This is a genomic window from Enterobacter sp. ECC_219_Taxon_10, assembly GCF_058354905.1.
This window is the reverse complement of sequence record NZ_CM178005.1, coordinates 813,723-833,905: the sequence shown is the minus strand read 5'-3', so window position 1 is coordinate 833,905 and position 20,183 is coordinate 813,723. Positions and strand designations below refer to the sequence as shown.

20 protein-coding genes are annotated in these 20,183 nt (G+C 55.7%); 8 read left to right on the top strand and 12 right to left on the bottom strand.

Annotated elements, in window-relative coordinates; genetic code table 11:
* Complete coding sequence (locus tag AC4ICF_RS03885; protein WP_316379689.1) at positions 1 to 951, top strand: glycoside hydrolase family 43 protein; 951 nt, start codon at positions 1 to 3, stop codon at positions 949 to 951.
* Positions 952 to 969: 18 nt separating this feature from the next.
* On the opposite strand, the gene ampE is transcribed toward AC4ICF_RS03885, so the two are convergent.
* The gene (gene ampE / locus AC4ICF_RS03880) at positions 970 to 1,824 is read right to left on the bottom strand and encodes a beta-lactamase regulator AmpE (protein ID WP_116342532.1); all 855 of its coding nucleotides are present in this window, start codon (positions 1,822 to 1,824) and stop codon (positions 970 to 972) included.
* A 9-nt stretch (positions 1,825 to 1,833) separates the two neighbouring features.
* On the bottom strand, positions 1,834 to 2,385 hold the full coding sequence (ampD, locus tag AC4ICF_RS03875; RefSeq protein WP_479984776.1) for a 1,6-anhydro-N-acetylmuramyl-L-alanine amidase AmpD: 552 nt from the start codon (positions 2,383 to 2,385) through the stop codon (positions 1,834 to 1,836).
* Between the two features lie 87 nt (positions 2,386 to 2,472).
* On the opposite strand from ampD, the gene nadC reads away from it, so the two are divergent.
* The 4 genes from nadC (at position 2,473) to hofC (ending at position 6,545) form a co-directional block, all read left to right on the top strand.
* Complete coding sequence (gene nadC, locus AC4ICF_RS03870) at positions 2,473 to 3,366, top strand: carboxylating nicotinate-nucleotide diphosphorylase (protein WP_116342528.1); 894 nt, start codon at positions 2,473 to 2,475, stop codon at positions 3,364 to 3,366.
* A 174-nt stretch (positions 3,367 to 3,540) separates the two neighbouring features.
* Positions 3,541 to 3,978: a prepilin peptidase-dependent pilin gene (gene ppdD / locus AC4ICF_RS03865; RefSeq protein WP_116342526.1), complete on the top strand. Its 438-nt coding sequence runs from the start codon at positions 3,541 to 3,543 to the stop codon at positions 3,976 to 3,978.
* Between the two features lie 10 nt (positions 3,979 to 3,988).
* Positions 3,989 to 5,371, top strand: a complete 1,383-nt coding sequence (gene gspE / locus AC4ICF_RS03860) for a type II secretion system protein GspE (protein WP_320720965.1) — start codon at positions 3,989 to 3,991, stop codon at positions 5,369 to 5,371.
* A complete protein-coding gene (gene hofC, locus AC4ICF_RS03855) occupies positions 5,361 to 6,545 on the top strand; it encodes a protein transport protein HofC (RefSeq protein ID WP_233002961.1) in 1,185 nt (394 codons plus the stop codon). The genes gspE and hofC overlap by 11 nt, the downstream gene beginning before the upstream one ends.
* A 41-nt stretch (positions 6,546 to 6,586) precedes the next feature.
* On the opposite strand, the gene AC4ICF_RS03850 is transcribed toward hofC, so the two are convergent.
* Positions 6,587 to 7,630, bottom strand: coding sequence for a GMP reductase (locus AC4ICF_RS03850; protein WP_166710124.1), 1,044 nt, complete (start codon positions 7,628 to 7,630; stop codon positions 6,587 to 6,589).
* 228 nt (positions 7,631 to 7,858) lie between these two features.
* Between AC4ICF_RS03850 and coaE the strand changes: the two genes are divergently transcribed.
* Genes coaE through yacG form a run of 3 tightly spaced genes read left to right on the top strand, consistent with a single transcriptional unit; the run spans position 7,859 to position 9,426 of the window.
* The gene (coaE, locus tag AC4ICF_RS03845) at positions 7,859 to 8,479 is read left to right on the top strand and encodes a dephospho-CoA kinase (RefSeq protein ID WP_116342518.1); all 621 of its coding nucleotides are present in this window, start codon (positions 7,859 to 7,861) and stop codon (positions 8,477 to 8,479) included.
* The gene (zapD, locus tag AC4ICF_RS03840) at positions 8,479 to 9,222 is read left to right on the top strand and encodes a cell division protein ZapD (RefSeq protein WP_028015517.1); all 744 of its coding nucleotides are present in this window, start codon (positions 8,479 to 8,481) and stop codon (positions 9,220 to 9,222) included. The genes coaE and zapD overlap by 1 nt, the downstream gene beginning before the upstream one ends.
* A 9-nt stretch (positions 9,223 to 9,231) precedes the next feature.
* The gene (yacG, locus tag AC4ICF_RS03835; protein WP_316379691.1) at positions 9,232 to 9,426 is read left to right on the top strand and encodes a DNA gyrase inhibitor YacG; all 195 of its coding nucleotides are present in this window, start codon (positions 9,232 to 9,234) and stop codon (positions 9,424 to 9,426) included.
* A 34-nt stretch (positions 9,427 to 9,460) separates the two neighbouring features.
* On the opposite strand, the gene mutT is transcribed toward yacG, so the two are convergent.
* The 9 genes from mutT to murC form a co-directional block, all read right to left on the bottom strand.
* Complete coding sequence (gene mutT, locus AC4ICF_RS03830; RefSeq protein ID WP_116342516.1) at positions 9,461 to 9,853, bottom strand: 8-oxo-dGTP diphosphatase MutT; 393 nt, start codon at positions 9,851 to 9,853, stop codon at positions 9,461 to 9,463.
* A 56-nt stretch (positions 9,854 to 9,909) separates the two neighbouring features.
* The gene (gene secA / locus AC4ICF_RS03825) at positions 9,910 to 12,615 is read right to left on the bottom strand and encodes a preprotein translocase subunit SecA (protein ID WP_116342514.1); all 2,706 of its coding nucleotides are present in this window, start codon (positions 12,613 to 12,615) and stop codon (positions 9,910 to 9,912) included.
* A 57-nt stretch (positions 12,616 to 12,672) separates the two neighbouring features.
* Positions 12,673 to 13,176, bottom strand: a complete 504-nt coding sequence (gene secM, locus AC4ICF_RS03820) for a secA translation cis-regulator SecM (protein WP_163330317.1) — start codon at positions 13,174 to 13,176, stop codon at positions 12,673 to 12,675.
* 281 nt (positions 13,177 to 13,457) lie between these two features.
* Positions 13,458 to 14,375 carry a UDP-3-O-acyl-N-acetylglucosamine deacetylase gene (gene lpxC / locus AC4ICF_RS03815; RefSeq protein WP_061099229.1) on the bottom strand — a complete coding sequence of 306 codons (918 nt, stop codon included), beginning with the start codon at positions 14,373 to 14,375 and terminating at the stop codon, positions 13,458 to 13,460.
* Positions 14,376 to 14,476: 101 nt separating this feature from the next.
* Complete coding sequence (ftsZ, locus tag AC4ICF_RS03810; protein ID WP_008501978.1) at positions 14,477 to 15,628, bottom strand: cell division protein FtsZ; 1,152 nt, start codon at positions 15,626 to 15,628, stop codon at positions 14,477 to 14,479.
* A gap of 63 nt (positions 15,629 to 15,691) precedes the next feature.
* On the bottom strand, positions 15,692 to 16,948 hold the full coding sequence (ftsA, locus tag AC4ICF_RS03805; protein WP_006173845.1) for a cell division protein FtsA: 1,257 nt from the start codon (positions 16,946 to 16,948) through the stop codon (positions 15,692 to 15,694).
* Positions 16,945 to 17,787, bottom strand: coding sequence for a cell division protein FtsQ (gene ftsQ / locus AC4ICF_RS03800; protein WP_116342512.1), 843 nt, complete (start codon positions 17,785 to 17,787; stop codon positions 16,945 to 16,947). The genes ftsA and ftsQ overlap by 4 nt, the downstream gene beginning before the upstream one ends.
* A gap of 1 nt (position 17,788) precedes the next feature.
* A complete protein-coding gene (locus AC4ICF_RS03795) occupies positions 17,789 to 18,709 on the bottom strand; it encodes a D-alanine--D-alanine ligase (RefSeq protein WP_166710115.1) in 921 nt (306 codons plus the stop codon).
* Positions 18,702 to 20,177, bottom strand: coding sequence for a UDP-N-acetylmuramate--L-alanine ligase (gene murC, locus AC4ICF_RS03790; protein ID WP_116342508.1), 1,476 nt, complete (start codon positions 20,175 to 20,177; stop codon positions 18,702 to 18,704). Before murC ends, AC4ICF_RS03795 begins: the two co-directional genes overlap by 8 nt.
* Positions 20,178 to 20,183 lie beyond the last annotated feature (6 nt).

Here is a 20,183-nt window from a genome sequence, read left to right as displayed (position 1 = left end):
ATGCAAACCTGGCCAAATCCGTTTATCGAACAACGCGCCGACCCGTACATTTTACGCCATGAGGGGCAGTACTATTTTATTGCCTCCGTGCCGGAGTACGACAGGCTGGCGATCCGCCGCGCAGACTCGCTGGAAGGGCTACGCGACGCTGAAGAGGTGGTGGTCTGGCGCAAACCCGACACCGGCCCGATGAGCCAGCTAATCTGGGCGCCCGAACTGCACCACGTCGACGGCAAGTGGTACATCTATTTTGCCGCGACGCACACCCAGGCGCTCGACGCGCTCGGGATGTTCCAGCACCGCATGTTCGCCATTGAATGTGCTGACGGCGATCCGCTCACCGGTACGTGGACGGAAAAAGGTCAGATAAAAACGCAGTTCGACACCTTCGCCCTGGACGCCACCACCTTTGTTCATCAGGGGAAACGCTGGTATTTATGGGCGCAGAAAGCGCCGAATATCACCGGCAACTCCAATCTTTATCTGTGCGAAATGGAGAATCCGCGGACGCTGAAAGGCGAGCCGGTGATGCTCAGCAAACCGGAATACGACTGGGAATGCCGCGGTTTCTGGGTCAACGAAGGCCCTGCGGTGCTGTTCCATGACGATAAGCTGTTTATCAGCTACTCTGCCAGCGCCACCGATGAGAACTACTGCATGGGATTACTGTGGATAGATATGAACGCCGATCCGCAAAACCCGGCAAACTGGCACAAATCCCCTCGCCCGGTTTTCGTCACCAGCTTTGAGAACCGCCAGTACGGGCCAGGACACAACAGCTTTACGCAAACGCCGGAAGGGGAAGATGTACTGGTGTATCACGCGCGTAATTACACCGAAATTGAGGGCGATCCGCTGTACGATCCGAACCGTCATACCCGCCTGAAGCTTGTCCGCTGGGACGAAAACGGGATGCCTGATTTCGGCATCCCGCCTGCGGATACGCTGTAGTGTTTGCGGCGCGCTGGGTTACACCAGCGTGCCGTAAATGGTCAGCAGCGCCACAATCACGACCACCGCAAACGACGTTTTCTTCGCCATTGAAACGGCGGCTTTTGGCGTTTCAATCTTGTCGGTATGCGGCTCGCGCGCCAGTGAGAACTGCGCCAGGCGCGTTAACACCTGGTACTGCGACGTATGGCGGTCGCCAAGCGAAGCGAACCATGCGGGCAGCGCTTTTTCACCGTGGCCAATTAACGCGTACACCACGCCTACCAGACGCACCGGAAGCCAGTCGAGCACGTGCAGGATGGCATCAATGCCGGACAGCAAACGCTCATGCGGCGTCAGATAACGGGCAAGCCAGGTCTGCCAGGCGCGCAGAAACGCATAGCCCATTAGCAGTACCGGCCCCCACGGGCCGCCCACCACAAACCAGAACAGTGGTGCCAGGTAGTAGCGGAAGTTAATCCACAGCAGCGCGTTTTGCAGCTCGCGCAGGAACTCGCGCTCGTCGCAGTCCGGCGGCACGCCGTGGATCATCGTCAGCTCGCTCGCCATCGCGCCGCGCGCGTGGGCATCGTCACGGGAGGCAGCTTTCAGGTAGGCATGATAGTGCAAGCGCACCTTGCCCGCACCAATACACAGCACGCCGAGCAGGATCCACACCACCAGCAGCGGCACGTTGAAAAACAGTCCGTACAGCGAGCGCAGAAGCAGGAAGGTAATCGCCATCACGCCCGCCATCATCAGCAGCGTGCGCAGCATGGAAAAGTGCTTGATGCGGCGGAATAACACTTCCAGCCGATGATCCAGTTGCCAGTGTTCGCCGAGCTTGAACAGGCGTTCAGCGATGATAACCAGCAGCATGGTAAACAACGTCATGGTATCTCCTTATTCTGACGACGCGGCAAGCATGGCGCGAAACCGTGACCAGTCAAATGCCGGGCCGGGATCGGTTTTTCTCGCCGGAGCGATATCGCTGTGACCGGTAATATTGTCGGCGATTGCCGGGTAGAGTCCGATAAGCGTGTGGGTAATAGCAACCAGCTGCTGATACTGAGCATCGGTGTAGGGGGGCGTGTCCGTGCCTTCCAGCTCGATCCCTATTGAGAAATCGTTGCACCGTTCGCGCCCGTGATACATCGACACACCGGCATGCCAGGCGCGCTTATCAAAAGGAACATACTGAACCACCTCACCATCACGGCGAATCAGGCAGTGAGCCGACACGCGCAAATGCGCAATCTCAGCGAAGAAAGGATGGGCATTGGGATCTATCGTTCCCGTGAATAACGCATCGATCCACGGGCCGCCAAACTCACCCGGCGGGAGGCTAATATTATGAACCACCAGCAGTGTGGGCTTTTCATCCTCCGGGCGGCAGTCGTGGTGCGGCGAGGGCACATGCCGCGCATCCACCAGCCATCCGTTTTCTAACAACATGCTGGAACTCCTTCTGTATGGTGCAATGACTCGGTTCAGAGTAGCATGTTTCAATATTATGATTCGTTACCAATTTGGAGTTTTATCATGCCGCCTCGCCGCTACAACCCCGACCACCGACGTGAAGCGCTTCTGGAACGTATTAATATGGATATTCCGGCAAGCGTCGCCCATGCGTTGAAAGAAGACCTGGGGGGTGACGTTAACGCCGATAAAGACATTACCGCACAATTGTTGCCAAAAGAGACACGCTCGCACGCGGTCATTATCACCCGTGAGGAGGGCGTTTTTTGCGGCAAGCGTTGGGTTGAAGAGGTCTTTACTCAGTTGGCGGGCGACGATGTGCAGGTGACATGGCACGTTGAAGATGGTGATGCGGTGACCGCCAATCAGCCACTGTTCGAGCTGGACGGGCCATCCCGCGTATTGCTGACCGGCGAGCGTACCGCGCTAAATTTTGTCCAAACGCTCTCTGGCGTCGCCAGTGAAGTTCGCCGCTACGTTGACCTGCTGGCCGGCACCCGAACCCAGCTGCTGGATACCCGCAAAACGCTGCCAGGTCTGCGCACCGCCCTGAAGTATGCGGTACTGTGCGGCGGCGGCGCAAACCATCGTCTCGGTTTATCCGATGCCTTCCTGATTAAAGAGAACCACATAATTGCTTCTGGCTCCGTACGTCAGGCGGTGGAGAAAGCCTTCTGGCTGCACCCGGATGTGCCGGTTGAGGTGGAAGTTGAAAGCCTGGAAGAGCTGGAGCAGGCGATTAAGGCCGGGGCCGATATCATCATGCTCGATAACTTCGAGACGGAGCAGATGCGCGAGGCGGTGAAACTGACCAACGGCCGGGCCCAGCTTGAAGTCTCCGGAAACGTCACTTTCGACACGATCCGTGAGTTCGCTGAAACCGGCGTGGATTACATCTCCGTCGGCGCGCTGACCAAGCACGTTCGCGCCCTCGACCTCTCAATGCGCTTCAAATAACGCGCGCTCCCCTCTCTGCCCGGAGGGGGGAATTTCAGCTCTGCTCGCAAATCCATTGTCTCTTCCTGCAACACGGAATGAATTCTCTGAAGCCTCTTTCCCGTTCCCTTATTTGCCCCTCGTTTCTGCCCTGTCCCGCTGACAAAGTAGCGCCACTTTGCATAAGGAGCAGATATGGACAGACAACAAGGATTCACGCTCATTGAGCTGATGGTGGTCATTGGCATTATTGCGATTCTGAGCGCCATCGGTGTTCCCGCCTATCAGAACTACCTGCGTAAAGCAGCCCTCACCGATATGCTGCAAACTTTCGTGCCTTACCGTACCGCCATTGAGCTTTGTGCGCTCGATCGCGGCGGCGTGGAAAGCTGCGATGCCGGCAGTAACGGTATTCCCTCTCCTGCCACGACGCGTTACGTTTCAGGAATGAGCGTGGCGAAAGGGGTCGTGGCCTTAACGGGCCAGGAAAGCCTGAACGGGCTGACGGTAACCATGACGCCACAGTGGAACAACGGCAACGGTATGACGGGCTGGACGCGTGACTGCAACATCAGTGCTGACAGCGCGCTTAAGCAGGCCTGCGAAGACGTCTTCCGCTTCGACACTTACTGAGGAGCGGATAATGAACACCGATCAACTCGTGGCACTTTGTCTTCGCCACCATGCGCTGCTGCTCACCAGCGACAGCGACATGATTAGCATCGCCGTCGTGGGAAACCCCGCGCCTGAACTGATGGAGGCCCTGCGCTTCGCGACCCAGAAGCGGATTGATATCGAATGCTGGAGCGCTGAACGCATGGAAAAGCACCGGCAGTTAACCGCGCAATCGCATCTGCCTGTCGTTTCACAACCCCACTCCGCGGTGGATATCCTCAACCACACGCTGCAGCAGGCAATAAACCAGCGCGCGTCTGACATCCATATCGAACCGATGGAGCACGCGTGCCAGATCCGCTTGCGTATCGACGGGGTACTTTACCCGCAGCCTCCCCTTTCCGCCGCGCTGACGACGATGCTCAGCGCCCGGTTAAAAGTGCTGGGTAATCTGGATATTGCAGAACGCCGCTTACCGCAGGACGGTCAGTTTACGATTGAGCTGACAAACGAGCCAGTCTCGTTTCGTATCTCCACGCTTCCCTGCAGCGGCGGGGAAAAGATTGTGCTGCGCCTGCTGCACCAGGTTCAGCAGGCGCTGGAACCGAGCGCGCTTGGCATGAGCGCTAAACAGCTGGCCTGTTTTAATGAGGTACTCCACCAGCCTCAGGGGCTAATTCTGGTCACCGGCCCGACGGGCAGCGGCAAAACCGTAACGCTCTACAGCGCGCTGCAGGCGCGTAACACCCCTGACGTCAACATCTGCAGCGTTGAGGATCCCATTGAGATCCCGCTTGTAGGGTTAAATCAGACTCAGATTAACCCCCGCGCGGGCTTAACATTCCAGAGCGTACTGAGGGCGCTGCTCCGTCAGGATCCGGACATCATTATGGTTGGGGAAATTCGTGATGGTGAAACGGCAGAAATTGCCATCAAAGCCGCACAGACCGGACACCTGGTGCTGTCGACGCTGCACACCAACTCGACGATGGAAACCCTCATTCGTCTGGAGCAGATGGGCATTGCACGCTGGATGATCTCTTCCGCGCTCTCGATGGTGATTGCCCAGCGGCTGGTTCGACGCCTTTGCCCGCACTGCCGACAGAAAACAGGGGAGCATACGGACTTACCGCGCTCGGCCTGGACGCGGCAACTTCCTCGCTGGCAGCCCGCAGGCTGCGATCGTTGTTATCACGGTTTTTACGGCCGCGTGGCCATTTTTGAAGCGCTTGCGATCGATAATCCCCTGCGCCAGGCGATTGCCAGCGGGGCAGGCATTGAGGTGATAGAAGCCAGTGCACGGCAGGCGGGACTCATCTCGCTGTTTGAACACGGCTGCATGGCCGTCGAGCAAGGGCTCACTACGCTTGAAGAGTTAGTGCGTGTTCTGGGAATGCCCGATGGCCGTTAATCAACTCTGGCGCTGGCGAGCAATCTCCGCTGAAGGAGAACCCCGAAGCGGGGTTCTCTGGGCCACAGACCGCAGCGCGGCCTTCACCAGGCTGATGCGTAACGACCTCCATCCCCTGGCCCTGACCCGATGCGCTCAAAGACACCGCTGGCGTCCACATCACTGCTACGAGATGTTTCGTCAGCTCGCAACGCTTCTGCAGGCCGGCCTGACGCTCGCACATAGTCTGCAAATGCTGGCAGACCAGCATCCAGTAGAACCGTGGCGGGGGCTACTGCAAAGCGTTGCCGATGAACTCAGCGAAGGGCGTCCTTTTTCTGAGGCGCTTAAACGGTGGCCAGCAGTCTTTAGCCCACTGCATATCTCAATGGTGAAAACCGGAGAGCTAACAGGGAAGCTTGAAGCGTGCTGCCGGGAGCTTGCAGAGCAGCAAAAAGCGCAGCAGCAGCTCAACGCGAAAGTGAAAAAAGCGCTGCGCTACCCGGCGATCGTCCTGACGCTGGCGGTGCTCGTCGTGCTGGCAATGGTCACCCTGGTTTTGCCCGAGTTTGCCGCGATTTACAAAACGTTTAACACCCCGCTTCCGGCACTGACGCGAATAGTGATGGGGATAGCCGCGTTTATGCAGTCATATGCCCTCGTGCTGTTCGCGATGCTACTTGTTCCCGTAACCGCAGCCTGGGCTCTGCGACACCATCCTCGCTGGCAGCGTATTCTGCTGAGTTTTCCCGTAATGGGAGCGCTGGCGAAAGGGCAAAAGCTGGGGCAGATCTTCACCGTGCTGTCACTTACGCAGCAGGCGGGCATTGCCTTCTTACAGGGTCTTGAGAGCGCAGAAGAGACCGTTGAAAGCCGGTACTGGCAAGGGATACTCAGCAGCATAAGGGAGGAGATCGAAAAAGGTCTCCCCGTCTGGTCTTCCTTCCAGAAAGCGGCGATGTTTACCCCGCTCTGCATCCAGCTCTTACGAACCGGCGAGATGTCAGGTTCGCTGGACGTCATGCTGGCAAACCTTGCCCGCCATCACACGGAACAGACCTTTCAACGGGCAGACAACCTGGCGGCGCTTCTGGAGCCGCTGCTGCTGGTTGTTACTGGAGTCATCATCGGCACGCTGGTGGTGGCAATGTATCTGCCGATTTTCCATCTGGGAGATGCGATGAGCGCGGGGTAGTGCAACAGCGCTGGCGCACGGGCATGCGCCAGCGAAAGCCATTACAGGCTATTGAAAACGCGGTTTTCCTGCTCCTGAACGCGAATAAACGTCGTGCGTTTCGTCAGCTCTTTCAGGCGGGATGCACCTACGTAGGTGCAGGCTGAGCGCAGGCCACCGAGAATATCGCGCGCGGTGTTTTCAACCGGACCGCGCAGTGGCAGCTTCACGGTTTTGCCTTCTGCCGCACGGTATTTAGCCACGCCACCGACGTGACGGGTCATCGCGGACTCAGAGCTCATACCGTAGAACAGCATGAATTTCTCGCCGTTCTCTTCCACTACGGTGCCGCCGCTCTCTTCGTGACCTGCCAGCATACCGCCGAGCATCACGAAGTCCGCGCCGCCGCCAAAGGCCTTTGCGACATCGCCCGGCATGGTGCAACCGCCGTCGCTGATAATCTGGCCGCCCAGGCCGTGCGCCGCATCGGCACATTCAATGACCGCGGAAAGCTGCGGATAACCAACTCCGGTCTTAACGCGCGTGGTGCATACGGAGCCCGGGCCAATGCCCACTTTCACGATGTCGGCACCGGAAAGGATCAGCTCTTCACACATTTCACCGGTCACCACGTTGCCCGCGATGATAGTTTTGTTCGGCCAGGCTTCGCGCGCCTTGCTGACGAACTGTACGAAGTGCTCGGAGTAACCGTTCGCCACATCAATACAAACGAAGCTAAGCGCTGGGTTGGCATTCAGGATCTGTTTGGTCTTTTCGAAATCTGCATCGGAGGTACCCGTGGAGACCATCACGTGCTTCACCACATCAGCAGAGGCGGACGCAACAAACGCGTTCCACTCTTCAGGAGTGTAGTGCTTGTGGACTGCAGTAAGAATATCGAACTGAGCCAGCGCCGTTGCCATCTCAAAGGTACCGACCGTATCCATGTTGGCAGCAATGATTGGCACGCCAGACCAGGTCTGACCGGAGTGTTTAAAGGTGAATTGACGTTCGAGTTCAACGTCTGAGCGACTTTTCAGTGTAGAGCGTTTAGGGCGGATAAGAACGTCTTTGAAACCTAACTTCAGATCTTCTTCGATACGCATGTGCGGATTCCTGGGGTTAGAGGCAAATATGTTAAAAGCACAACTCCAGTGACGCTATCATACGCACTAATACCTGCTCCGCAAGACTGCGAAATTCTCTTTTTTTACGCTACAATCCTATAAATTTACCTGGTAAAAAGCGGGTAAAGAGAATCAAACAATTACTGTCGCACGTTTGTTTTTTAAGCAACTGATTTTCATAATGAATAATTCCCAGGATTTGATTTAATGGGGTATATCGTCGCAGTAACCGGCGGCATCGGTAGTGGCAAAAGTACCGTTGCGGACGCGTTTTCTCGTCTCGGCATCGCGATTATTGATGCCGATATTATTGCCCGTCAGGTGGTAGAGCCCGATACACCCGCGCTAAAGGCCATCGCAGACCATTTCGGTCAGGCAATCATCAATGCCGACGGCACGCTGAACCGCCGTCAGCTTCGCGAATATATTTTTTCTGATTCTGCGGAAAAAGCCTGGCTTAATGCCCTGCTCCACCCCATTATCCACCAGGAAACTCAGCGTCAGATAGCCGCAGCCCGCTCGCCCTATGTCCTGTGGGTGGTTCCGCTCCTGGTGGAAAATCAGCTGTATAAGAAAGCCAATCGGGTACTGGTGATTGATGTCACACCCGAAACGCAAATCCAGCGAACCATGACGCGCGACCACGTCTCGCGTGAACATGCTGAACAAATTCTTGCCGCTCAGGCCACGCGCGCTCAGCGCCTTGCCGTTGCGGATGATGTTATTGATAATAACGGCGCACCAGATGCCATTGCATCGGATGTTGCCCGTCTGCACGCGCAGTATCTGACGTTCGCCGCGCAGGCCGTTGCACAGGAAAAACCATAATGTCCACTCACATTCTTTTTGAGCACCCGCTTAATGAAAAAATGCGTACCTGGCTGCGCATTGAATTTCTTATCCAACAGCTTTCACAACATCTTCCTGTTAACGATCATGCCACGGCGTTGCACTTCTTTCGCAACGTAGGCGATCTGCTGGATGTGATTGAGCGTGGCGATGTCCGTACGGAGCTGTTGAAAGAGCTGGAGCGCCAGCAGCGTAAATTACAGGCCTGGGCCGAAGTGCCGGGCGTGGATCAAAGCCGGATTGACGCCTTACGTCAGCAATTGAAAAACAGCAGCACAACGCTGATGGCAGCGCCGCGCGTTGGGCAATATTTACGAGAAGACCGTTTGATTGCGCTGGTGCGCCAGCGCCTGAGCATACCGGGCGGTTGCTGTAGCTTTGACCTGCCAACGCTGCATATGTGGCTGCATATGCCGCAGGAACAGCGCGATCGTCAGGTAAACAGCTGGCTGGGCAGCCTGGAGCCGATGAATCAGACGTTATCGCTGATCCTCGATCTTGTGCGTAACTCTGCCCCGTTCCGCAAGCAAACCAGTCTCAACGGTTTTTATCAGGACAACGGCGACGACGCCGATCTTCTGCGTCTAAATCTGTCTCTTGGCGAGCAGCTTTATCCGCAAATTTCCGGGCATAAAAGCCGTTTCGCGATCCGCTTTATGCCGCTCGACAGTGAAAATGGCACCGTGCCGGAACGCCTCGATTTTGAACTGGCCTGTTGTTAAGGAGTGCCAATGTCTGACGTCACCACCGTAAACTGCCCAACCTGTGGCAAAACCGTTGTCTGGGGCGAAGTGAGTCCATTTCGCCCATTCTGCTGCAAGCGCTGTCAGCTCATTGACCTGGGCGAATGGGCAGCGGAAGAGAAACGTATTCCGAGCGAAGGGGACCTCTCGGATAGCGATGACTGGAGCGAAAGCCAGCCGTAACGTTCAAAGCCTGCTGGCGCTCCGTCCGGCAGGCCTACATATTTGCCGCTAAGCGGCGGATCACAGGCTCATTGGCTGGCGGGAATTTGTCGGCATCACTGGCCTGAAGTTCCACCCAGTTACCCGGCTGTCCTTCTTTTCCCCATGGGTCACCTTCCCAGCTTTCCACCAGCCAGAACCACAGCGTGATGTGCCTGTCGGGAAACTGGTATTCCAGCTTATCAAACAGCGTGGCACCAAGCGGGGTAATCCCCACCTCTTCCTGCAGCTCACGCACCAGCGCCTCTTCCGGCGTTTCTCCTGATTCGATTTTCCCACCAGGAAACTCCCACTTGTTCGCCATATGGGCGTCGGCAGCGCGCTGGGTGATGAAGATTTGGTTTTGCGGGTTGCGAATAATCCCGACGGCAATTTGCAGTATTTTCATAGTTTCACTTCCATAAAAAAGGCGCAGATGTCTGCGCCTTTTCTTTTTTTATGAACTTAGTTCAGACGGCCGTGGCAGGCCTTGTATTTTTTACCAGAACCACATGGGCATGGATCGTTACGACCCACTTTACGATCGCCGGTCTGCGCGGCGATCGCTGCTGCGGCTTCGCTTTCGTCGGTCTGGTGGCTCAGCTGCTGCATCTGCGCCAGACGCTCAGCTTCTTCACGACGCTGCTGCTCCATCGCTTCCACTTCTTCCGGCATACGCACCTGAACCTTACTCAGGGTGCTGATCACTTCATACTTCAGCGACTCCAGCATAGAGGCAAACATGGAGAAGGATTCACGCTTGTACTCCTGCTTCGGATCTTTCTGTGCATAGCCACGCAGGTGGATACCCTGACGCAGGTAGTCCATCGCCGCCAGGTGCTCTTTCCACAGGGAGTCCAGCGTCTGCAGCATCACGCCTTTTTCGAAGTGTCGCATCATCTCAGCGCCAACCACTTCTTCCTTACGCTTGTAAACCTCCAGCGCGGTTTCAAAGATACGTTCGCGCAGGGTCTCTTCATGAAGCTCAGGCTCTTTGTCCAGCCACTCTTTGATTGGCAGATCGAGATCGAAGTCGTTTTTCAGGCGTTCCTGCAGGCCTTCAACATCCCACATCTCTTCCAGAGACTGCGGTGGAATATGCGCGTCGATGGTGGCTTTGAACACATCCTCGCGGATGCTGTTGATGGTTTCGCTCACGTCGGACACGTCCAGCAGTTCGTTACGCTGGGTGTAGATTGCACGACGCTGATCGTTGGCAACGTCATCGTATTCCAGCAGCTGCTTACGAATATCGAAGTTGCGGCTTTCCACTTTACGCTGGGCGTTAGCGATCGCTTTAGTCACCCACGGGTGCTCAATGGCTTCGCCTGGCTTCATGCCCAGCTTACGCATCATGCCGGACACGCGGTCGGAGGCGAAAATACGCATCAGCGCATCTTCCATAGACAGATAGAAGCGGGAAGAACCGGCGTCCCCCTGACGACCCGCACGGCCACGCAGCTGGTTGTCGATACGACGAGATTCGTGACGCTCGGTACCAATGATGTGCAGGCCACCGGATGCCAGCACCGCGTCGTGGCGCACCTGCCAGTCGGCTTTGATCTGCGCGATCTGCTCTGGCGTTGGGTTTTCCAGCTCTGCAACTTCAGCCTGCCAGCTACCGCCCAGCATAATATCGGTACCACGGCCCGCCATGTTGGTGGCGATGGTCACGGCTGCCGGATAGCCAGCCTGAGCAACAATGTCTGCTTCTTTAGCGTGGAACTTGGCGTTCAGAACGTTGTGCTTGATGCCAGCTTTGGTCAGTTCGTTAGAAACCACTTCAGATTTCTCGATGGAGATGGTCCCCACCAGAACCGGCTGACCATTGGCAGTACGGTCACGAATATCTTCGATGATCGCCTGAATTTTTTCCGCTTCGGTCATGTACACCAGGTCCGGCATATCCTTACGGATCATCGGACGGTTGGTTGGCACAACCACGGTATCCAGCTTGTAGATGGAGCTGAATTCAAACGCTTCGGTATCTGCAGTACCGGTCATCCCTGCCAGCTTCTCGTACAGACGGAAGTAGTTCTGGAAGGTAATAGACGCCAGCGTCTGGTTTTCGTTCTGGATATCCACGCCTTCTTTCGCCTCAACGGCCTGGTGCAGACCGTCAGACCAGCGACGGCCCTGCATGGTACGACCGGTGTGTTCATCGACGATGATGACTTCACCGTCTTTGACGATGTAGTCGACGTCGCGGGTGAACAGCGCGTGCGCACGCAGCGCGGCGGTTACGTGGTGCATCAGCATAATGTTGCTCGGAGAGTACAGAGACTCGCCTTCTTCCATAATGCCTTCAGCCACCAGCAGCTCTTCAATTTTCACCAGACCACGTTCGGTCAGGTTCACCTGGCGCGCTTTCTCATCAACGGAGAAGTGGCCTTCACCCTGGAAGGTATCGGAGTCTTCTTTCTCCTGGCGCAGCAGGTGTGGAATGATTTTGTCGACTTTACGGTACATGTCAGAGCTGTCTTCGGCCGGGCCGGAGATGATCAGCGGGGTACGCGCCTCATCGATAAGAATGGAGTCAACCTCATCCACCAGCGCATAGTGCAGCTTGCGCTGGACGCGCTCTTCCGGGCTGAACGCCATGTTGTCACGCAGGTAGTCGAAGCCGTATTCGTTGTTGGTACCGTAGGTGATATCAGCGTTATACGCTTCACGCTTGGCGGGCGCCGGCAGGCCGGACATGTTGATGCCGACGGTCATGCCGAGGAATTCGAACAGCGGACGGTTGTTTTCGGCATCACGCTGGGCCAGATAATCGTTGACGGTAACGACGTGAACGCCCTTACCGGTCAGTGCATTCAGGTAAGCCGGCAGCGTTGCGGTCAGTGTTTTACCTTCACCGGTACGCATTTCCGCGATGCAGCGCTCGTTAAGCACCATACCACCCAGCAGCTGAACGTCGAAGTGACGCATGCCAAATACGCGTTTACTCGCTTCACGCACAACCGCGAAAGCTTCCGGAATAAGGCTCTCCAGGGTTTCGCCTTTTTCCAGGCGCGCGCGGAATTCCGCCGTTTTCGCTTTGAGCTCATCATCAGAGAGCTTCTCCATCGCCGGTTCCATACCGTTGATGACGTTTACAGCTTTGCGCATACGGCGCAGGGTACGATCGTTACGACTACCGAAAACTTTGGTTAATAATTTGATTAGCATAATAAATTCTCAAACGCCCCAGACGGGCAGATAAATTAAGGTATTGAAAAAGTTAATTTAGCTGAGGCGTTGTGGCCCGGCGCGGATGCCGTGAACCTGGCTAATCCATGTCGAAACGGAGAATGATACAGGGGAGACAAACCCGGTTTGCGCCGTCTGACTCACGTTCACAGGCGGCTGGTTGTCCTGCGTCAGAAGCGCATTAAGCGTATCGAGCAGGGCAAGATGCTGAGCCTGAACCGGCAGCGTTTCTTCAGCAACAGGCATCGTCTGCGGCGCCATCGCGAACGACAGATGACGGATAACCGTGCGGATGGCGTGCTGCTGCCAGTAATCAACGGAGAAATTAGGACGACGGCTGGCTTCTAGCCACGCGAGATTAGTAAAATTAACCCGCGTCGAGAGATCGTGTTTAGTCGTAGTGGAACGTGCTGGTGTCGCCGCTTCCGCACTGTTGCTGAGCGCAGGCAAGCCGAAACTCGCCGCGACCATCCCTAATAAGAGATGCGGCCAGAAGTAACGTCTGCCAAATTGTCGCCAGCGCGTCAGTATTCCGCTCACTTGCTCCACCACATTCGCCCGCCAGTGCAGGCTGAGTTCAGTTATTCTTTTTTTAGCGCCCAGATATTACCACTAAAGCCACTACACAGCAGCAGGAATGACACCTTGTAGCAGGTAAAAACGGTCAATAATGCAGCGAACACACCGTTATTCGGCACCCGACAAAGGCCAGGGAATAGAGGGACAAATCACAGAAGGGCAGAAATAAAAACGACTGGCTTCCCTGGTCGGAGAGAGTACCAGGTGAACCAGTCGCTTTTCTTACGAAACGGCGTTAACCGTTACGCCAGGACCATAGTCGGTGCTTTGAACGCCAGCGGCAGCTCAGCTTCGTCTTCGAAGGTCACATATTCCCAGGCTTCCTGTTTTGCCAGGACGGCCTGCAACAGTTTGTTGTTCAGTGCATGACCGGATTTAAACGCGGTAAATGCACCAATGATGTTGTGACCACACATGAAGAGGTCGCCGATCGCGTCCAGCATTTTGTGACGAACGAATTCATCTTCAAAACGCAGGCCGTCTTCGTTCAGTACGCGATAATCGTCAACAACGATGGCACAATCGAAGCTGCCGCCCAGGCACAGGCCGCGGGACTGCAGATATTCGATATCACGCATGAAGCCAAACGTACGTGCGCGGCTGATCTGGCGCATAAACGCATCAGCAGAGAAGTTCATCGCATAGCGTTGGGTGCTGGCATCAATCGCCGGATGGTTAAAGTCGATGGTAAAGTCCAACGAGAAACCATTGTACGGTTTGAATTCAGCCCACTTGTCGCCATCTTCGACGCGAACGGTCTCTTTAATGCGAACAAATTTCTTCGCACAGTTCAGTTCTTCGATGCCGGCATCCAGCAACAGATAAACGAACGGCGCAGCACTACCATCCATAATCGGGATTTCTGGCGCATCGACTTCAACAATAATGTTGTCGATACCCAGACCCGCCAGGGCGGCGTTCAGGTGCTCTACGGTAGAAATCCGCACGTCATGCTCGTTCACCAGACAAGTACAGAGCATTGTATCACGCACAGATTTGGCATCGGCCGGAAAATCTACCGGTGGATTCAAGTCGGTGCGACGATAGATGACCCCGGTATTGGCCGGCGCAGGGCGTAACGTCAGTGTGACTTTCTTGCCGGTATGTAAACCGACACCCGTCGCCTGAACGATACGTTTAAGTGTCCTTTGTTTGATCATCGTATAATCTCGCCAAATTAACTATCCAACCGAGAGTGTATATCACTAACGGTGGGCCAGTTTAGCACAAAGAGCGCAAATCCCCAAATTCCAGCCAATTCTTAGTCAGCTTGCTTACGCAGGAACGCCGGGATGTCCAGATAATCTGGCTCTTTTGCCGTTTGCGGCGTTGGGTCGTTCACCACTTTCGCGGCCGGTTTTTGCTCCTGAGTCAGAGGAGACATACCGTGCTGCTGGTAACGATCCATTACCGGTTGCTGAGTCTGCTTGTTGGTCACCAGGGTGATCTCAGGACGCTTGTCCATACCGATACCAGTCGCAACAACGGTAACACGCAGCTCGTCGTTCATTTCCGGGTCAAGAGACGTACCGATTACCACGGTCGCGTTGTCAGAGGCGAACGCACGAATGGTGTTACCCACGGTTTCAAACTCATCCAGACGCAGGTCAAAGCCAGCGGTAATGTTGACCAGCACGCCGCGCGCACCAGACAGATCGATATCTTCCAGCAGTGGAGAAGAGATAGCCATTTCAGCCGCTTCTTCTGCACGGTCTTCACCGCTCGCCACGCCAGAGCCCATCATCGCGTAGCCCATTTCGGACATCACGGTGCGAACGTCTGCAAAGTCAACGTTCATCAGGCCAGGACGGGTAATCAGTTCAGCGATACCCTGAACCGCGCCTTTCAGCACGTCGTTTGCCGCGCCGAAGGCGTCCAGCAGGGAGATACCGCGACCCAGCACTTTCAACAGCTTGTCGTTCGGGATAGTGATCAGCGAGTCCACATGCTTGGACAGCTCAGTGATACCCTGCTCCGCGAAGGCCATACGCTTTTTGCCTTCGAAGTTGAAAGGCTTGGTCACGACAGCAACGGTCAGGATACCTAAATCTTTTGCCACTTCAGCCACAACAGGTGCTGCACCGGTACCAGTACCGCCGCCCATGCCTGCTGCGATGAAGACCATGTCCGCACCTTCCAGTGCAGCACGCAGGGCTTCACGATCTTCTTCAGCCGCGTTACGGCCGACTTCCGGGTTAGCTCCAGCCCCCAGGCCTTTGGTGATACCACCGCCGATCTGGATAGTCTGGCCAACTGCCGTCTTACGAAGTGCTTGCGCATCGGTGTTAACTGCAAAGAATTCAACACCTTCAATGCGTTCACGCACCATATGCTCTACGGCGTTACCGCCGCCGCCACCGACGCCGATGACTTTAATCACCGCGTCGTTGGTCAGTTCCATAGGTTCAAACATAATTTCTCTCTCCGTTGTGCCTGTCGCCCGAGACCGCTAATTCTCTCCGGTCTCTTTAAAAAATTAAAACTCTTTTCGCAGCCAGTTGTTCAGTCGTTTGACCCACGACCCCACTGAGACGCGTTTTTCCACTTCTGCTTCACCACTGAGATGAGATTCCTTCCCGTAGTGGAGCAGGCCCACTGCCGTTGAATAGTACGGCTCCTGGGCATAATCCGTTAAACCGGTAATATTCAGCGGCGCACCAATACGCACCTGCGTATGGAACACGCGCTGAGCGCAGGCCGCAAGACCTTCAATTTGCGCTGCACCGCCGGTTAATACAATCCCCGCCGCAAGATGATGTTTCACGCCCTGCTGACGAAGCTGTTCCTGTAACTGTAAAATCTCTTCGTTGACCAGGTTGAGCAGCTCGGTATAGCGTGGCTCAATCACCTCTGCCAACGTCTGGCGCTGCAGGCTACGCGGCGGACGACCGCCCACGCTCGGCACTTCAACGCTCTCATCTTTGCCAACAATAGACCCCAGCGCACAGCCGTGGCGTACTTTAATCGCTTCTGCATCGCTCGGTGGCGTACCGAAAGCGTAAGCAATATCGCTGGTCACAACGTTCCCTGCGTATGGGATCACTTTGGTGTGGCGCAGCGCACCGCCGGTATACACGGCCATGTCCATTGTACCACCACCAATATCGACCACACAGACACCCAGTTCACGTTCGTCTTCGGTCAGCACGGAATAACTTGCCGCCAGACCGGCGAAAATAAGTTGGTCAACTTTCAGGCCACAACGTTCAACGGCTTTTACAATGTTCTTCGCCATATCGTTGTGACATGTGATCAGGTGCACTTTTGCCTGCATACGCACGCCAGACAGACCAACCGGGTTCTTGATCCCTTCCTGGTAGTCGATCGCATACTCCTGCGGGATCACGTGCAGCACGCGATGCTCATCGCGAACGCGCACGGACTTCGCCGTATGCACAACGTTTTCAACGTCTTCCTGCGTCACTTCTTCTTCGGAAATAGGCACCATACCAATTTCGTTCTGGCAGCTGATGTGCTTGCCAGAAAGGGCCAGATAGACAGAAGAAATCTGGCAATCTGCCATTAATTCAGCCTGATCGATGGCGCGCTGTACGCACTTCACCACCGACTCAAGGTCGTTTACCCCACCTTTATCCATACCACGGGACGGGCAACTGCCCACGCCAATGATATTGACCATACCGTCGGGCAGAACTTCCCCTACTAAAGCGGCAACCTTCGCGGTGCCAATCTCCAGTCCAACTACCAGTTTTCTGTCCGTCGCCTTGATCATTGTTGTTCTGCCTGTACCTGTGCCTGATTCTGTTGCTGATTAGGTTCCTCGACCGGAGCCGGCTCCCAACCGACTGCTGCGCCTGAGTCATAGCGCAAATCAACGTAGCTTATCCGTTTGCCGTCCGTCTGCGCCTGCTGCTGTAAAACCGGGTAAAGTTCTACAAAACGCGCCAGACGTTTCATTGTGTCGCCGCGTCCCAGGTTGAGCTTAATGCCGTTCGTCAACGTCAGCTGCCAGGAGCGGCGCGCCGTCATCGCAGCATCTTTTAACGTAAACCTGTCCTTCGCCAGCACCTGGCCCATTTCACGAAAACCTTGCAATACTTCGTTTTCGCTGCCTTCCGGGCCATACAACATCGGTAAATTTTGCTTGTTGACACGATCGCTCGGGACGCTGAAGGAATTTCCATCTACGTCAACCATGTGCTGATCATTCCAACGCGCAATGGGCACATATTCAACCAGATGAATCTTCAATTCATCAGGCCATTGTTTTCTGACGCTCGCCTGTTTTATCCATGGCAGACGTTCAATCTGGCTCTGAATAATATTGACGTCCTGCGTCATAAAGGTGCCGGGCGATCCCAGCGCCAAAATTGACTGGCGAATATCATCGTTACGCGTGTAGTGACGCTCACCGGTCACCACCAGCTTCGACAGCGGCAGCCGCTGCGCATCTTCCATCCAGCCCAGCACCATCCAGCCGCTGATAAACACGGTGCACAGCACCCCGAGCAGGAAAATAATCCCTGCAAGACGCGTTCCATTACTCCGGCGTGAAGAAGTATATTCTTCTTCGTCATCGCGGTTGCGCGTGTTCAATGCAGCCTGAGACATATCAGCCCGCCTGGTCCAGAATACGTACGACTAACTGTGAGAAGCTCATTCCCGCCTGACGCGCCGCCATCGGCACAAGGCTGTGGCTGGTCATTCCCGGCGAGGTATTGGCTTCCAACAGATAAAACTGCCCGTCATTGTCCTGCATCACATCAATGCGTCCCCAGCCGCGACACCCGAGAACATTCCAGGCTTTTACCACCAGGGACTGTAATTCGGCTTCACGCTCACCTTCAAGACCACAAGGGCAGAAATATTGCGTCTCATCAGAGAGATACTTCGCCTCATAATCATAGAAGACTCCGGCGGGTTGGATGCGAATTGACGGTAAAATTTCTTCGCCAAGCATCGCGACGGTAAATTCCGGCCCGCTGAGCCATTTTTCAATCAGAACTTCTTCATCGTGTTGAAATGCCAGCGCTAAAGCAGATGCTAAATCTTCAGCTTTATCGACCTTTGACATCCCGACGCTCGACCCTTCCCGGCTCGGCTTTACAATAACCGGTAAGCCCAGTGACGCAATGCGTGTATTAACGCTGTCCGACAGGCCCAATTCAAATTCGCGACGGGTCAGCGCCACCCAAGGTGCAACAGGTAGCCCCGCGCCCTGCCAGAGTAACTTACTGCGCAGTTTATCCATAGAGATGGCGGAAGCCATCACGCCACTGCCGGTGTAAGGCATGCCGATCAGATCCAGAAGCCCCTGCAGGGTTCCGTCTTCACCGCCACGACCATGTAACGCGATAAAGACCTTATCGAAGCCCATCGCTTTTAATTGCGTCACGTCGACCTCTTTTGGATCGACCAGGTGCGCGTTTACGCCGCCTTCACGCAGGCCCGCCAGCACGGCAGCCCCGGAATTCAGGGAAACCTCGCGCTCGGCGGAGGTGCCGCCAGAGAGGACTGCAATCTTATCAGCCATGATGCTCATCCTCCTGGGTTTGCGGCTTCAGTTTGATTTCAGCTAAAGTACGGGCGATTTTGCCGATATTTCCCGCACCCTGAATCAGAATCAGATCGTTACCGGTCAGGACCGGTGCCAGAATTTCCGCCACCTGCGCCGGATCAGATACCAGAATAGGGTCAACTTTACCGCGCCCGCGAATGGTACGACACAGGGAACGACTGTCCGCGCCCGGAATCGGCGTTTCGCCTGCGGCGTAAACATCCAGCATCAGCAGGGTATCCACCTGCGACAGGACGCTGGCGAAATCGTCATACAGATCGCGGGTACGCGTGAAGCGGTGCGGCTGGAAGATCATCACCAGATTCTTCTCCGGCCAGCCCGCGCGTGCGGCTTTGATGGTCGCGTCCACTTCGGTCGGATGGTGACCGTAGTCGTCTACCAGCATCGCGGTGCCTGGCTTACCATTCACCGCATCCAGCGGGAATTCACCGAGGAAGTCGAAGCGACGCCCCGTGCCCTGGAAGCTTTCCAGCGCGCGCAGGATCGCTTCATCGTCAATGCCTTCTTCCGTCGCAACAGCCACTGCCGCAGCGGCGTTGAGCGCGTTATGGCGCCCAGGCGCATTCAGCGTGACGTGCAACAGCTCTTTGTCCTGACGCGCCAGAGTGAAATGGCCCTGCGCACCAATCTGTTTGTACGCTTCCACGCGGACGTCAGCGTCTTCGCTGAAACCATAGGTAGTGATTTGACGACCGACGCGCGGCAGCAGCTCGCGGATCACCGGGTCGTCGACGCACATTACCGCACGCCCATAAAACGGCAGGTTGTGCAGGAAGTTGATAAAGGTCTGCTTTAAGTTCTCGAAGTCGCCCTGGTAGGTATCCATATGGTCAGCTTCGATGTTCGTGACAATCGCCACCATCGGCTGCAGATGCAGGAACGACGCGTCACTCTCATCCGCTTCCGCAATCAGATAACGGCTGTGGCCCAGACGCGCATGCACGCCTGCCGCTTTCACCAGACCGCCGTTGACGAACGTCGGATCGAGCCCGGCTTCCGCATAAATACTGGAGACCATCGCCGTGGTCGTGGTTTTACCGTGGGTGCCGGCAATCGCAATGCCGTGACGGAAACGCATCAGTTCCGCCAGCATTTCAGCACGGCGGATCACGGGAATGCGCGCTTCATGCGCGGCAACGATTTCCGGGTTGTCAGAGGAGATGGCGCTTGAGACCACCACCACGCTCGCATCGCGCACGTTTTCCGGGCGATGGTTGAAATAGATAGTCGCCCCAAGCGACGCCAGCTGCTGCGTTACAGGGTTTGGCGCCAGGTCAGACCCGCTGATCTGATAGCCTTCGTTAGCTAACACTTCGGCAATACCGCCCATGCCAGCACCACCGATGCCAACAAAGTGAATGTGCCGGACGCGACGCATCTCGGGCACGATTGAACGCAGTTTTGCCAGTTGTTGTGTATTCATTCTCTA

Excerpts from the sequence above, each read along its gene's own strand:
- AC4ICF_RS03850 (WP_166710124.1), bottom strand. The coding sequence starts at position 7,630 with ATGCGTATCGAAGAAGATCTGAAGTTAGGTTTCAAAGACGTTCTTATC.
- murC (WP_116342508.1), bottom strand. The coding sequence starts at position 20,177 with ATGAATACACAACAACTGGCAAAACTGCGTTCAATCGTGCCCGAGATG.
- ftsQ (WP_116342512.1), bottom strand. The coding sequence starts at position 17,787 with ATGTCTCAGGCTGCATTGAACACGCGCAACCGCGATGACGAAGAAGAA.
- nadC (WP_116342528.1), top strand. The coding sequence starts at position 2,473 with ATGCCGCCTCGCCGCTACAACCCCGACCACCGACGTGAAGCGCTTCTG.
- lpxC (WP_061099229.1), bottom strand. The coding sequence starts at position 14,375 with ATGATCAAACAAAGGACACTTAAACGTATCGTTCAGGCGACGGGTGTC.
- coaE (WP_116342518.1), top strand. The coding sequence starts at position 7,859 with ATGGGGTATATCGTCGCAGTAACCGGCGGCATCGGTAGTGGCAAAAGT.
- hofC (WP_233002961.1), top strand. The coding sequence starts at position 5,361 with ATGGCCGTTAATCAACTCTGGCGCTGGCGAGCAATCTCCGCTGAAGGA.
- ppdD (WP_116342526.1), top strand. The coding sequence starts at position 3,541 with ATGGACAGACAACAAGGATTCACGCTCATTGAGCTGATGGTGGTCATT.
- AC4ICF_RS03795 (WP_166710115.1), bottom strand. The coding sequence starts at position 18,709 with ATGGCTGATAAGATTGCAGTCCTCTCTGGCGGCACCTCCGCCGAGCGC.
- ampE (WP_116342532.1), bottom strand. The coding sequence starts at position 1,824 with ATGACGTTGTTTACCATGCTGCTGGTTATCATCGCTGAACGCCTGTTC.
- ampD (WP_479984776.1), bottom strand. The coding sequence starts at position 2,385 with ATGTTGTTAGAAAACGGATGGCTGGTGGATGCGCGGCATGTGCCCTCG.
- ftsZ (WP_008501978.1), bottom strand. The coding sequence starts at position 15,628 with ATGTTTGAACCTATGGAACTGACCAACGACGCGGTGATTAAAGTCATC.
- gspE (WP_320720965.1), top strand. The coding sequence starts at position 3,989 with ATGAACACCGATCAACTCGTGGCACTTTGTCTTCGCCACCATGCGCTG.
- AC4ICF_RS03885 (WP_316379689.1), top strand. The coding sequence starts at position 1 with ATGCAAACCTGGCCAAATCCGTTTATCGAACAACGCGCCGACCCGTAC.
- secA (WP_116342514.1), bottom strand. The coding sequence starts at position 12,615 with ATGCTAATCAAATTATTAACCAAAGTTTTCGGTAGTCGTAACGATCGT.
- zapD (WP_028015517.1), top strand. The coding sequence starts at position 8,479 with ATGTCCACTCACATTCTTTTTGAGCACCCGCTTAATGAAAAAATGCGT.
- yacG (WP_316379691.1), top strand. The coding sequence starts at position 9,232 with ATGTCTGACGTCACCACCGTAAACTGCCCAACCTGTGGCAAAACCGTT.
- ftsA (WP_006173845.1), bottom strand. The coding sequence starts at position 16,948 with ATGATCAAGGCGACGGACAGAAAACTGGTAGTTGGACTGGAGATTGGC.
- mutT (WP_116342516.1), bottom strand. The coding sequence starts at position 9,853 with ATGAAAATACTGCAAATTGCCGTCGGGATTATTCGCAACCCGCAAAAC.